The 14,163-nt window shown below is 55.1% G+C and carries 8 protein-coding genes; 2 read left to right on the forward strand and 6 right to left on the reverse strand.

What is annotated here, in order from left to right:
• Both PAT3040_RS18760 and PAT3040_RS18765 read right to left on the reverse strand, forming a co-directional pair.
• Positions 1-1,659, reverse strand: a 1,659-nt coding sequence (locus tag PAT3040_RS18760; protein WP_146200471.1) for a glycoside hydrolase family 3 protein, incomplete at its 3' end; no start/stop codon positions are given.
• A 12-nt stretch (positions 1,660-1,671) separates the two neighbouring features.
• A complete protein-coding gene (locus PAT3040_RS18765; protein ID WP_108993926.1) occupies positions 1,672-5,340 on the reverse strand; it encodes a discoidin domain-containing protein in 3,669 nt (1,222 codons plus the stop codon).
• A gap of 228 nt (positions 5,341-5,568) precedes the next feature.
• Here PAT3040_RS18765 and PAT3040_RS18770 point away from each other — a divergent pair, with 228 nt between their 5' ends.
• Positions 5,569-6,840: a carboxylate--amine ligase gene (locus PAT3040_RS18770; RefSeq protein ID WP_108993927.1), complete on the forward strand. Its 1,272-nt coding sequence runs from the start codon at positions 5,569-5,571 to the stop codon at positions 6,838-6,840.
• Positions 6,841-7,008: 168 nt separating this feature from the next.
• Here the strand turns inward: PAT3040_RS18770 and PAT3040_RS18775 are convergent, their stop codons facing one another.
• On the reverse strand, positions 7,009-7,602 hold the full coding sequence (locus PAT3040_RS18775; RefSeq protein WP_108993928.1) for a thymidine kinase: 594 nt from the start codon (positions 7,600-7,602) through the stop codon (positions 7,009-7,011).
• 37 nt (positions 7,603-7,639) lie between these two features.
• Positions 7,640-8,431 carry a TerC family protein gene (locus PAT3040_RS18780; protein WP_108993929.1) on the reverse strand — a complete coding sequence of 264 codons (792 nt, stop codon included), beginning with the start codon at positions 8,429-8,431 and terminating at the stop codon, positions 7,640-7,642.
• Positions 8,432-8,817: 386 nt separating this feature from the next.
• On the opposite strand from PAT3040_RS18780, the gene PAT3040_RS18785 reads away from it, so the two are divergent.
• Positions 8,818-9,132 carry a thioredoxin family protein gene (locus PAT3040_RS18785; protein ID WP_108993930.1) on the forward strand — a complete coding sequence of 105 codons (315 nt, stop codon included), beginning with the start codon at positions 8,818-8,820 and terminating at the stop codon, positions 9,130-9,132.
• 53 nt (positions 9,133-9,185) lie between these two features.
• Here PAT3040_RS18785 and PAT3040_RS18790 read toward each other — a convergent pair whose 3' ends face one another.
• Both PAT3040_RS18790 and PAT3040_RS18795 read right to left on the reverse strand, forming a co-directional pair.
• A complete protein-coding gene (locus PAT3040_RS18790; RefSeq protein ID WP_108993931.1) occupies positions 9,186-9,905 on the reverse strand; it encodes a S1C family serine protease in 720 nt (239 codons plus the stop codon).
• A gap of 32 nt (positions 9,906-9,937) precedes the next feature.
• Positions 9,938-14,163: chitobiase/beta-hexosaminidase C-terminal domain-containing protein (locus PAT3040_RS18795; RefSeq protein ID WP_146200465.1), on the reverse strand; the 4,226-nt coding region annotated here is incomplete at its 5' end.

Raw genomic sequence — 14,163 nt, forward strand, 5'->3', positions numbered from 1 at the left:
TATGGTCATCGGTCTGCCGGACAGCATGACGACCGCCGTCGGAACGCCGCTTGCCAACACGTTCGCGAGCGCCGCTTGGTCTGCCGCGCCGAGGTTCAAATCCGGACGCGGCTGGCCGGGACCAACGTCGCCCATCATCTCCGCCGACGGCGCTTCTCCGACGACGACGATGGCGGCGTCATGACCTGCGGCTCCCATGCCGTTAGCGGAGTAAGTGACGTTTGCGGCATTTGTCACGGCCCCCTGGATGCCTTGCAAAATCGTCGTGCCCGGCGTTATCGCGCCGGAGGAGCCTTGCCAACTGATCGTCCATCCGCCAGACTGCGTGCCGATATCGCTGGCCTTGGAGCCTGCGACGAACACCTTGGCATTCTTTGAGAGCGGCAGCAGCTTGCCTTCGTTCTTGAGAAGCACCGCGGACTTGCGTACCGCCTCGCGGGCTAGCGCCCGATGCTCCGCTCCTCCGAACGAGCCGTCCGTCAACAGCGACGGATCGCCGTAAGGCGCTTCGAACAGGCCAGCCTCGAATTTGACTTTGAGAATGCGCGATACGGCATCGTTAATGCGGGCATGGCTCACATGCCCTCCGTTTACAAGAGCCGTCAGGGTCGGGATAAATTGCGTCCAGTTGTCCGGCTCCATAAACATGTCGATACCCGCATTCACCGTCGCCTTCAGCGCCTCCGAATAATTGGGATATACGCCCTGGTTCACCAAAGAATACGCCCCGTTCCAATCGGAGACGACCATGCCGTCGAACCCAAGGCCTTGCTTGAGCATCGTAGTGACGAGATAAGGATCGGCATGCATTTTGGCCCCGTTCCAGGTGGTAAGAGAGATCATGACCGATCTTGCTCCAGCCGCGATGGCTTCCCTATAGGGCTGAATATAGGGGTCCAGCGCGCTCTCCGTTAAAGTCACGTTGCCCTGATCGTCGCCCGCCGTCGTGTTGCCGTCGCCCAGCCAATGTTTGATGGTGCCGACGGCCTTCGTCCCCTTCAGAAAACCTGCTTCGCCCGGCCGTCCCTGCAGTCCTTCCACGAACGCCGTTCCCAATCTGGCCACCAAGGCCGAATCCTCGGAGTAACCTTCGTACGTCCTGCCCCAGCGGATATCCTGCGGCGCGCACAAGCACGGCGCAAAATCCCATTGAATGCCAGTGGCTCTAATCTCCCTGGCGGTAGCGGCTCCGATCCGGCGCAACAGGTCTTCGTCCCCCGTCGCCCCCAATCCGACATTATGCGGAAAGATCGTCGCACCATAGACATTATTGTGACCGTGCACCGCATCTACCCCGTACAAAATGGGGATACCGAGCCGCGTGCCGACCGCTGCCGCCTGGTAGCCGTTCACCATGGAGGCCCAGCTTTCCTTCGTATTGGGGGAAGGATTGGATCCTCCCCCGCTTAATACGGAGCCGATGTAATTGGCTCCTACCTGTGCAGGCGTAGCCGCGAGCCGCTCCACCTGCAGCATTTGCCCAACCTTCTCCTGCAAGGTCATGCGTCCCAGAAGATCCGCCACACGCTGCTCGACTGGCAGGGACGGATTCTGGTAATCGTTCGCGTAAGCTTTGCCGGGAAACGCCGCCATCGTCGCCAGCATAGCCGCGGCCAAAACGGCAGATACCCATTGCTTAAGCTTTATTGATCCACTCATGGCTTCAGCCTCCTACTCGAACACGCGGAAATCGCTAATGGACCACCAGCTCGGAGAAGCTTCCTTAAGAGTTACCCGAATATAACGGGCTTCCGTAATCGGGAAGTTCGCAGCAATCGTCGCGGATACGCCCTCTCCGCTTGCTACCGTCCTCCAGTTGGAACCATTCGAGGATACTTCGATGACATAACCTCTGGCATAGTCGCTCGTGCTGGCTCCAGAATCCATAATGATGTGATTGAACCAGCGATTCGCCCCCATATCCACTTGGAGCGTCTGGCCGCTTCCCTGCGCCACTCCGCCGCTCCATCTCGTCGATGTGCTCGCGTCAAGGACGTTGCCCGCGCTGCTTCCCGCTTGCGTATGCGAAGCCGATGCCGTCCAGCCTGTCCGCGACAATTCCTTCTCTCCGTATACTTGCAGATCCGCGATTCCCCACCAATTCGCTGCCGTGCCCGTCTGCACAACACGGATATGACGAGCCGTCTGAACAGGGAATTGCAGCAGCAAGTTCGCGTTCATATTGCTGCCGGAGGCAATCGTCGACCAGCTTGATCCATCATTCGACACCTGAATCTGATAACCTCGAGGATAATCGCTGGAGGAAGCGCCAGTCTCCAGAAGCAGCCGGTTGAAAGTCTGCGTCTTGCCCATGTCGACCGCGTAATATTGTCCGCTTGCCTGGTTAGCGCCGGTGCTCCATCGCGTCGCGAGGCTGCCGTCGAGGGCTCCGCCTGCGGAATCGCCCGCTCCCGTCGACGATGCGCTGGCGGTCCAGCCGCTTCTGTCCAGCGCCGGCTCCGAGTACACATGGAATTCCGAGATCGACCACCATTCATGCGCGCTTCCCGTCTGGACGACCCGGACATATTGGGCATATTGCGGACCTAGCACGATAGCCTGCTTCCAGCCGAAGCCTTGGCCGCTCGCGACCGTCGTCCAATTGCTGCCGTCGTTCGAAATCTGCACCTGATAGCCTCGCGGATAATCCCATTTGCTCCCCGTGCCCGTCTCGAACGAGATTTGATCGAACGCCTTGCGTGCGCCCATATTCACCTGGAACCACTGTCCGTTTGCTTGCGGCGTTCCGCTGCTCCAACGCGTCGTAGCGTTCCAATCCAGGGCGTTGCCCGGCGAACCTCCCGCTTCCGTCGAGGAAGCCGTCGCCGTCCAGCCGCTTTTGTCGATCGGCACCGTAGCCATCCATGGCTGACCGTCCGCGAACCGGCTCACGACGTTAATAAATCTCGTATTCGGCGCGAACTGCGACGTGCCGAATTGGCCGAGCTTAGCCGCGATCGTCGCGGAATTGTCGCTGTTGATAATGGGAAGCGGATTGCTGTTCGAATTGTAGAAGCCCCAGTAGCCGCCCGCCCCTTGATAATGATCCTGCCGGACTTTGTAGGACCAGTTCGTCCATGAAATTTCCAGCGCGTTCAGGCCCGACATAAACTTGGCCCATACGTCGTCGTTATGGTACAGCGAATATTCGCCGAGCAGAATCGGGATATTCCAGTTGGGATCGTTCTGAATCGCTCCCACCTGCGCCACCGTCGTCTCGACGAGCGCATTTTGCGCATCCGCGTCCTTGCCGTTCGGCATATCGTAAGGATGCACCTCGTACACGACGTTCTCCCAGCCATACACGCCAGGCGCGGCAATGCTGCTCCAATTGAAGAACGCCGCGAGGTAGATCGTATGATCGGGATCGATGGCGCGGACGGCATCGTACAACCGGTCGTAATACGCGCTTTTTTGGGCGACGTCGTCGCCATCCTCCGCGTAATCGATCAGCGGCTCGTTGATGAGATCATAGCCTGCAATCGCCGGATTGCCGACGTACCTTGCCGCGATCGCCTTCCAAATCTCGACGACCGTGTCCTGATAGGCGGGCGTCGTCCAGAACGCGTTGGGATTAGGTCCGACGCGGCCGCAGCTTCCCCACGGACAGCCGCCTCCCGGCACCGTGTGCAGATCAAGCAGGACGTACATGTCTCTCTCCGCCGCTTCGGCGACGATCCAGTCGATGTTGGTCCATGCGCCGGGCTTGACCGCCCCGCTTTCATCGACGATTTCGAACCAGGCGATCGGCACCCGGATGAGATTCATGCCCATGCTTTTGATATTGTCGATATCGCTCTCCACGATCCACGTGTTTTGATGCGTCGTGTAGATGCTCTCTCTCGTCGACGAGCCGAAACGCTGCCCCAAGGTGGAATACAACGAGTAGTCGTCGTTGTTCAAGCTGACGTTGAGCTCGCCGATCGACCACCAATTGCCGGCGCTGCCCGTCTGATTGATGCGAATGTATCTGGCGCCGACCGCCGGGAAGTTAATAGGCGTCGCCTTGCGCAGACCTTGCCCTGTGGCAACGGTGGTCCAGGAGCTGCCGTTCTGCGATACTTGCACGGTGAAGCCTCTGGGGTAATCCTGCTCCTGCCCGGAATTTTTGGCGTTGTCGAGCACGATTTGATTAAAAGTGATTTTGGCTCCGAGATCGATCTGGAACCATTGACCGGGAGCTTGCGCCGCGCCTGTGTTCCACACCGTGCCCGCGTTGCCGTCCCTCACGTTGCCCGGAGAAGCGCCGGACCCGCTGGAGGAGGCGCTCAGCGTCCAGCCCGAACGCTCCAGACTGCCGCCGGAGAACACGGATACGTCCGCGATCGACCACCAGCTCGAGCTGGTGCCCGTCTGCACGATCCGGATCTCCGTCATCCAATACGACCACCAGAACTCGGCATGAATGAACCGGGACGTACCGATGCCGCTGGCGTATTTGGTCCAGACGCCGTCCGTCAGTCCCCATACCTCGTACCCCCGCGCGTGATCGCCAGCCGATGCCGCTCCAGCGTCGATCAGCACGCGGCTGACTTCGCGGTTCCCGCCGAGATTGATCGTATACGTCTGGCCCGGCATCTGCGCGGCGCCGCTTGTCCATCTCGTGTTCACGTCGCCGTCGACACCCGCCGCGGCGGTGCTTCCGGACCCGGAGGCGAATGCGGTTGCAGTAAACGGACCATTGTTCAGCACGGGATCGCTGAACAGATTAAATTCCGCCACGGACCACCAGTTCGAAGCCGTGCCCGTCTGGCTGATTCGAACGTAATGCGCCACCTGTGGAATCGTGCGAACAACCGTATTCGCGCTTACGGATGCGCCGCTGGCGATGTTGCGCCAAGTCGTCCCGTCGTTCGACGCTTCAATCGTATAACCGCGCGGGTAATCTTCAGGTCTTCCGCCCGCGTCCACATAGAGACGATTGAAAAACGTCGGCGCTCCAAGATTGATCAGCAGCCATTGACCGCTGGCTTGGTTCGCTCCCGTATCCCAATAGGACGTACTGCTTCCGTCAATCGCATTGCCTGCGTTACCGCCGTTCGCCGAAGCCGTCGCGGTCCAGCCTGTCCGGTCGGCGGCGAACTCGCCCAGAGGCGACATCCAATCCTCTTGCGCAAGCCAGCCCCCGACATTTGTGCCGCGCAACGTCACGATGTCTCCATTGCCGCTATTATTTTTGATAAACCTCCCGTCCGTCTTCAAGAAATCGGCCGGACCGATCGCCGCTTCCGCCAGTTGCAGCCCCGGTCCCGCGAACAGCGCGGCCTGCGCCAGCAAAGCCAGAATCAGCAGCCTCACCGCGTGAGGCTTGAGTGCAGCCCGAATCCTCGTGTTCCCCATCTTCAACCATCTCCCTTTTGAATGATTGCAATGATGACAACGCTTTCATTTTCCAATAATAGTATACTGCAACCGCTGGATCCGCTCATTCGATTCTGTTAACCTGCCTCATTGCACTATATTGATGGAGGTCCGGCAAAAAATAGAGTTGTAGTTTGGCAATTGAAAGTATTAGACTGTAGATTGAGATCATACTGCAATATAGAGCCTACTCAACAAGGAGACCATATGAATAACAACGATTTTTTGCCTATCATACTTGGAAGCGATGAGAACGCATACGGAAATGTCAGACTGATCCACGAAGCATACGGAATCAAACCGCTGCTGCTTTGCAGCCGCCTGCTTATCCCGACCATGAACAGCAAATTGTTCGATCTCGTTCGCATCGACGATTTCGACCGTGACGACGTATTCCCGGGCGCTCTGCTGTCGGTTTTGGAGGGGCAAGCTTCCAAGGGCCGCAAGCTGATCGTCATCCCGTGCTCCGACTATTATGCCGGCATGCTGTCGCGTCATTACGACAAATTTAAAGGGCTGATCGCCAACCGTTTCATCTCGCACGAGCTGTTAGACACGTTGGATACGAAGGACAAGTTCTATAAGCTATGCGAGCAGTACGGTCTGGATTATCCGAAAACGATCGTCTGCGAGCCTCATGAGCGGGAGAAAGCGCTGGAGCATATGGATTTCCAGTTCCCGATCATCGTCAAGCCCGAGAACAGCAACGCCTACGACTATTTGCACAGCCAGTTCGAAGGCAAGAAAAAAGTGTTTTTCTTCAAGTCGAAAGACGAATATTTTACAATGGTACGCAGCATGAACAAATCCGCTTATATGGGCAAGCTGATCATCCAGGAATTTATTCCCGGCGAAGACAGCTCGATGCGAGTCATTAACAGCTTCTCCAACAACGATGGCGTCGTCAAGATGATGTGCTTGGGCCAGCCCGTGCTGGAGGAATACGCGCCAAAGACGCTCGGCAATTACGCTGCGATCATTTCGCGTTCGGACATGGCTATTTATCGCAAAATCAAGGAGTTCCTCGAAAACATCGGTTATGTCGGCTATTCCAACATCGATATGAAATACGACAGCAGAACGGGCAAATATATGCTGTTCGAAATCAACCCTCGGCTGGGGAGAAGCAGCTTCTTCGTGCGTGCGGCCGGACTCAACATGATCACCGCTATGATCGACCAAGTCGTCTATGGCAAAAACACGGATTGCGTCTACGGCAACGGGACCGGCCTTTGGACCAATGTCCCTAGAACGGTACTGCGCAAATACGTTACGGAGCCGGCCTTGGCGGCCGAAATAAAGGGGTTGTACAAGGAAAAGAAGGTGCTTTACTCCATCTGGTACAAAAAAGACCTGAACCTGAAACGGATTATTCGGATATCCCGTTACTACTACAGCCACGTCAAAAACTTCAAACATTACTACTTCGATAAGAAGCAGGCAAATGCGGTGAGTGACAAGCAGCGTCTACACTCTTAAGTTCAATCTCGCAAGAACAGCTTCTTAAGCCGCTTAAAGGACAAAGAAGCTTCCAAACCACATCTCGTGGCTGGAAGCTTCTTTTTTTATGGATGTTTCAATTGCAACAAGAAGCCGCTCTGCGGGAGCGGCCTCATTCAAGCTTGTCCAATATTGTAGAAACAAGGTTCATTCTTTTCCTGACGATTGAAAAGCTTTGTTGTAACACTTGCGACAAACGGGTTTATAATCCTCATTGCCGCCGATTTGAATCTGCTCTCCCGAATGGACTGGCTGGCCGTCGCGGAAGCGAATGACCATCGTCGCTTTGCGGTCGCAGTACCAGCAAATCGTCTTGATTTCTTCGATCTTGTCTGCTTGCACCAATAAATTATAGCTGCCTTCGAACAACCGGTTCTGGAAGTCATTTTTCAGGCCGAACGCCATCACGGGAATATTGAGCTCATCGACTATGCGCGTCAGTTCCAGTACGTGATGCCTCTTCAGGAACTGCGCCTCGTCAATCAGCACGCAATAGATTCGGCCCTTCGACTCGAGCTGAGCCTTAACGTTCTCGAACATGTTCGTATCTTCGTCTACCGCAATCGCTTCCCGCTCGAACCCGACGCGGGAACCCACTCGGTCGGAATTCCCTCTGGCTCCGATTGTCGGTGAATAGATTAAGACTTGTTTGCCTTGCTCCTCGTAATTATGGGCTACCTTAATAATTTCGAACGACTTGCCGCTGTTCATCGTGCCGTATTTGTAATAAAGCTGTGCCAACCTGCGATCTCCTCCACTGTCCGACTCGTGGATTTCATTATACCGCTTCTACCCGCTTCTTGTCTTTCTCCTCCTTGCTGCTCGACAGGAACCAACCGCAGAGCGCAATAGCTACAAGCACAGCATAGAACGTCAGCTTCCAGCCCGTCGATTCGGCAAAATCATGCGGAATGACATGCAGCGAAGGATGCGCCAACGTATGAACAGCCAGCTTGACGCCCACCCAGCCGACGATACAGAAAGCAGCGATCTCGAGGCCTGGTCTGCTCTCCAGCAGCTTGACAAACAAGGTTGCAGCGAAACGCATAATAATTAATCCGATGAAGCCGCCCAAGAAGATCACAATGAAGTGTCCGCCATCCATGCCGCCGAACTTCGGCAATCCCGATGCCGGGAGCGCAACCGCAAGAGCAACTGCCGCCAGGATAGAATCGATCGCGAATGCGATATCCGCCACTTCAACCTTGAAGACGGTCATCCAGAAGCCGCTTTGCTTTTTCTCCTTGCCGGCCGACTTGTCGGTAGCAACTTCACCCTTCTTGACAACCACTTTCCGGAAGATGTGATTTAGCGCAATAAAGAGAAGGTACAGAGCGCCGATCGCTTGCACTTGCCATACGTCGACGAGGAAGGAGATAACGAATAACGACAAGAATCGGAATACGAATGCGCCGGCGAGTCCGTAAAACAATGCGCGTTTCCGCTGCTCGTCGGGCAGATGCTTAACCATAATCGCCAGCACGAGCGCGTTATCCGCGGCGAGCAATCCTTCCAGCGCCACTAATACCAGCAGCACCCAACCATACTCCAACAATAATCCTAATTCCATTTCCATGCCCTCCACAATTTTAATATTTCCTTCCGTAGTACCTCTTACACGAAAAAAAGACCTTTGCCTCTCAACGCGAAAGATTCTACGCGTTTGATGGCAAAGGTCTCGCTAACAATACCATGTCGGCATTGCCAATAAAGCCGGAGAAGCAAGCTTCTCGTAATGACGACTTTACTGTTGCAGCTACTCCCCTTTGAAGGGTGATCATCCGTTTCCGTGTTGCACAGGGATACATACGGCGAGCATATTCAAATGGTTTCAATATTTTTTTTACCACAATAAAAATAATATGATTTCGAGAGGCTCCGATAGATTTGCAGCCAAGCAAAAAGTGCTGCTATGATTAGAAACGAAAACATATTCTATGCGAAGGAGTGCCCGACATGCCGCTACAGGAAGTAGACGAACATCAATTGAAGCAACTGGCCGCTGCACAAGTAGGCAGAACTGCCGTCCTGTTTACAACGCCGCTATGCGGCACCTGCAAAGTCGCCGAGCGGATGCTTGAAATCGTCGAGGCGGCCGGGAGTGACTATCCTCTGTACAAAACGAATATTAACTTCACGCCCCGGTTGCGCAACGACTGGCAGATCGAAAGCGTTCCTTGTCTTGTTTTGCTTAAAAACGGAAACATTATCTCGAAAGAATATGCTATGCGTTCGGTGGATTATTTGTATAAAAAGCTGAGAGAGGCTTAGCCTCCGGCAGCAATTCACTCCGCTATGATTACTCGCTTGCGTACATCGGCCTGTTATTTCTTGGCCGTCTTATCCAGCAAAATGCGAAGATCGCCCATGTCCACGGCAAGATGAATATTGTTCATCGTACGAAGCGATCCGGAAATAATTCCGATAAGATTGCCCTTCTCGTCAACCAGGGGACCGCCCGACATGCCGCTTGCGATTTGAGCGGATGTCAGAATGCGCTCTCTGCCGTTAATTTCGGCATTAGGAGAGTTGACGATGCCTTCGGTGATAATCACCGTATTTTTGAGCGGATAACCCAATGCGAATACGCGTTCCCCGTGTTTTACCTCCGCCTTCCTAACCGGTATATAAGCCTGGCTCTTCCCTTGTTTGGTCCAGGAATCCGGAAGAGTCAGAAGCGCCGCATCCGTCAGTTCGTCGAACTGTTTTGTCTTAATTCCGGTAACGACTCTTCCGTCTTCGAAAACGGCCTCCAGGTCGTCTGCGTCTTTCACTACATGGTAAGCCGTTGCCGCCGTTCCCTTCGAATCGATGACGACGCCGGAACCGACGGAACGTACAGTTCCGTCGCTTCTCAGTGCACGTAGATAGAATACCGATTTCTCCGCTTGCTCGAACGTAAGTTCAGCATTGTACGGGGCTGGCGCGTCGGCCTCTGCCTTTGTATAGAAGAACATACATGCCAACAGCCCTAGTGACAAACCGATTAGCAGAAGTCTGTTGCGCATACTGTGACTGTTGTCCAAGCTCGTTGCGAATCGCATGCTTCTCGACCTCCTACAGAAATTTGGTTGCCTTATTGCGCGGCTGACATAATTTCTTCGTACGCCCAATGGGTAGATGGCAGATCGGAGTACGAAGCATCTCCGGATTGACCAAGCGAACCAATGATGCGATTAATAATTACGACGGCTTGAGCTCTCGAGATTGGCGCCTGCGGTCTAAATGTTCCGTCCGGGAAGCCATGTACATACCCTGCAGCCATAAAGGCATTTACATATTTCTCGGCCCAATGTCCCGATATATCGCTCAGTACGGTTTTGCCTGTGCGCTTAATATCCAGGTTCAGCACGCGGGACATAATAACGGTGAATTCCGCCCTGGTAAGACCTTTACCTCCTCCAAACGTGCCGTCCGGGTAACCTTCGATAATGCCCGCCGAAGCGAAGAAGGCGACCGTGTCCGCATCGGCTTTCTTCACGTCCCCGAACAGAAGTCCCAGCTTCACATCTTCCTTATCGAGGAGCGGCGCAAGGGCGTAAATCAGCTCCAGCCTGGTGATTGCGGCATCCGGCTTAAAGGTTCCATCCTTATACCCGGCCATATACTTGATTTCGCCGGCATTGTCCTTCAGATCATACTTCGCGTTCTCTACCTCGTAGAAAATGGTAACAACCGTGTCGTCCTTATCCGTGATAGCTTTAATCGTCATTTTGCCAGTTACGAGCAATTCTCCCTTGAATTGCGGGCTGTTCTTGGTTGGCGTGCTTCCATCGGTCGTGTAGTAAATAATTTGACCTTCCGGAGCGGTCAACGTCAGCTTGCTGTTCTTCGCGACTTTGACCGGCTTGTCGGAAGTGCCGTCGGCCGTTTGGTTGCCCGCTTCAGCCACGATTGTCGGTTCAGGCTTCTCTGGCATTACAGGCGGGAAGAATCCACCTCCGTTGCCTCCGATCGGCCCCTTGCTCCATACGCCAGTTAACAGATTGCTTTCTTCCTTGGCATCGACGATCGTAATCGCGTTTAGCGTCGTAGTGGACGTTAATACGATCTTAGCTGTATAAAGCTGCGAGTCCTCGGTCGGTCGGCTGCCGTTCGTCGTGTAATAGATTTTTCCGCCAGGCTCGTCCGTCGACAATTCTACCTCCACTTGATCCTTAAACGACTTATCGCCGGATACGACTACAGGCGCAAGCGCGGTTTCCGTAAACTTCCACGCCGGAGCGTTGATCGTTATATTGCGTTGCTCGCCATTAACGGTAACCGTCAGAACCGCCGCCGTTTTCGCATACAACGTACCTGTCGTTTTTCCTCCGCTGTTGCTGATGCTTAATCCGCTGGATACCGTCTTCCATGCTATATCCGAGCTTCTCGTCAAGTTAAAGCTGCGTTCTACGCGGTTCACGAGATCGGAATCGGCGAAAATGACCGCTGCCGCGCCAAGCGCTGCAGCAGGCTGTCCCTCGAACGCATCCAGGCGAGGATAAAATCCTGTTGCCGCATGCCACGCGCCGCTGGACAGCTGGGCAGGCAGGCTGCCGTTCGTGAGACGGGATGCGGTGACCCCTTCCGCATCGCTGGAAGCGCCTGTCACTCTGTTGCCGCTCGCGTCATAATAAGCCGTATTGCGCTTCATCATTTGTTTATTGAACAAGCTGTCCGTGACCTTTGCTGACGCGGACTTCTGGCCGACAATGCCACCGAAGTATGCTTTGCCCGGAACGATCTCGCCCTGATGCCCGGCGATTGCTTCTCCGGCATTCAATGATGCCTTGATAACGCCTGCTTCCGCATAACCCGCGATTCCGCCTGCATGGGCGGCAACGGAGCCGTCCGCGCGTACATACCCGGAATTGAATGCGTTGCGGATGGTTCCTTGGTTAAGACCGGCGATTCCGCCTGCCTTGACTTCGCCGCCCGCTATGGTAACGTCTCCGTAGGAGAACGATTCCGTTATCGATCCGCCGGATCCGTTCGCGCCAACGATCCCGCCCGCCGTTATGTTTTTGTCCGCGGACGTTTCCGTTACTTTGCCTCTCGCATACGAACGTTCGATGGTTCCTTCATTCGCTCCGGCAATTCCGCCGAAGACGCCGGAAATGCCGTTTAAGCCTTCCACGTTGCCGCTGACGTCCACGTTACTGATGATTCCTTCCACCCCGTTGACGCCGGTCACGATACCGGAAGTCGTGCCGCCTTTCACGTTGGATCCCAGGAAGCTTACATTTGCGATTTCCCCGTCGTTGGTTTTGAAGAAACCGACGGATTCAAGCTGGTCTCCCTGAACCGTCAGGGCAAATCCCGAAATGGAATGCCCCTGGCCGTCGAACAGATCGCTAAAGTGATCAAACGGCGTAATGCGCATGCCTGTTACATTTAGATCCGCGCCGAGAACCAGCTTAGGCATCTCAAGCTTCTCTGTTGCCGTACGATTATAAAGCTTGTAATAATCTAGTCCTGTTGCATGGTTGTAAAGCAGAATCGCGCCGGTGAGTTTATTAACCGTATCGATCGCGACTTCGCCGTTATTCGCCGAGCTCAAGAAGTAGGTGTCATACTCGTAGTCCCAGTTGCCGGCGCTTAGCGGGTCGGCTACGGCACCTTGTACATTGCCTGTTGCCGTACCCGAATTACGGCCAACCGCCGTCAAGCTTGACGCGAATCCGTTGTTCAGCAACTCGCCGTCGCGGAATTGATAACCGACTAATGCGCCTGTATGAATGTTGGAGCCGGTTGGGCTACTCGTGATCGCCGTCGTTCCCGCATAGGAATCGGTGATCGATCCGTCGCTGTAGCCAGCCAAACCGCCTGTATAGGAGCGTGAGGAGCCAGTTGTTCCAATGGCTTCGATCTTCGGCGACAGCGCCAATGCTTTGCCGATTACGGCTTTATCTTCCGCTATGCCGGCAAACCCGCCGGTGCGGATGTCGCTGCTTGTATTCGATACCGCGCCAGAAGCGTACGAATCCGTAATGCTGTATTGATCTACAGATCCCGCAAACCCGCCGGCGCTGGAACCGCCACGGCTCACAACCTTCACGATGCCTTTCGCAAAAGCATGCGCTATGACAGCCTCGCTATCCGAATCGTCGCCAAGCAATCCTGCGAATCCGCCTGCATGGATCATGCTGTCGGCGTTATCGGAGGTTACTTCTACCGCGATATCGGTAGAGGCGTAGGTAATCTTCGTCAAATCCGCTTTGCCAATGAAACCGCCGACTTGCGCGGCCGGCACGATACCCGGTCTGGATATTGCGTTGCCCGCATTGATTTTGGTTCCTGCCGTAGCGTTCAGCTTCGTGTAATGAATTTCTCCGCCCGTCGACCAGCCGACGACGCCGCCAATTCGGTAGATGGAGCTTGTAGTCGCGTCCACCTTTCCTTTGGCCGTCGAACGCACGATGATGCCGTCGGCGTTGTAACCCGCAATGCCGCCGGTTGCCGCGATTTTACCGCCGCCCACCGTCAAGTTTGATTCGGAGAAGGATTGATAGATTGACGCATTGTCATTGCTGCCCGCGATGCCGCCCGTATAGAGGTCGGCTGCATTATCGTTCAAGCCCGTTACTTGAATCGGACTTCCTTGTACCTTCGCATCGTAAATGCCGTGGTAGAGAGGAACCCAAAGTCCGAAGTCGTATGGACGATCCCGATCGTCGGACTCGGAGATGCCCGCGATGCCTCCCGTGGAGCTGGCGCCGCCACCGGAAGTCACGACTATAGCCGGAACTGAAGTGACGTTGTACAGGATAGAGTTGCGCGCATGGCCAACAATGCCTCCAACGGCCAAGTTTCCGCCGTTAGCCGCGATTTTAGCCTTGAACGTCGCGTCCTGAATCGCGGTATCCTGCAGTTCTCCAGCGATGCCGCCGACGGAAGCCCCGTTGCTGCTCTCCGCTGACCGAATCGTTATTTTCTCGACAGACGCCTGCTCGATAGCGAATGCCGCACTGTCCGGTCCTTTCTTGGAACCTACGATTCCGCCTATCGCTCCGCTACCTTCCAAGTGAACGCCTTCGCGATCCGCTGTTGCGGATACCTCCCGAATGACGTTATCGGCATCGGAATAACCGATAATTCCGCCCAGGATCGTGTTCGCTCCCGGCAACGCGATCTTGCCGTCCTTGAAGGTTACCGTCAGGCCGCTCGCGACGCCATGATCGAACTTGCCGATAAGACCGCCAACGATGCTGCCGTCTCCTTCGGCTCCGATATGGTAGTTGGCCGCGATATCGCCATGCAGCCCGGTAGCGTCGGCCGATTGCAGACCGATCAGACCGCCGATAACGGCTTCCGGCTCCC

Source organism: Paenibacillus agaridevorans, assembly GCF_003112455.1.
GTDB lineage: Bacteria > Bacillota > Bacilli > Paenibacillales > Paenibacillaceae > Pristimantibacillus > Pristimantibacillus agaridevorans.

Bases quoted from the DNA above. Each gene is read 5' to 3' on its own strand.
- PAT3040_RS18765 (WP_108993926.1), bottom strand. From the start codon at position 5,340: ATGGGGAACACGAGGATTCGGGCTGCACTCAAGCCTCACGCGGTGAGG.
- PAT3040_RS18770 (WP_108993927.1), top strand. From the start codon at position 5,569: ATGAATAACAACGATTTTTTGCCTATCATACTTGGAAGCGATGAGAAC.
- PAT3040_RS18780 (WP_108993929.1), bottom strand. From the start codon at position 8,431: ATGGAATTAGGATTATTGTTGGAGTATGGTTGGGTGCTGCTGGTATTA.
- PAT3040_RS18785 (WP_108993930.1), top strand. From the start codon at position 8,818: ATGCCGCTACAGGAAGTAGACGAACATCAATTGAAGCAACTGGCCGCT.
- PAT3040_RS18790 (WP_108993931.1), bottom strand. From the start codon at position 9,905: ATGCGATTCGCAACGAGCTTGGACAACAGTCACAGTATGCGCAACAGA.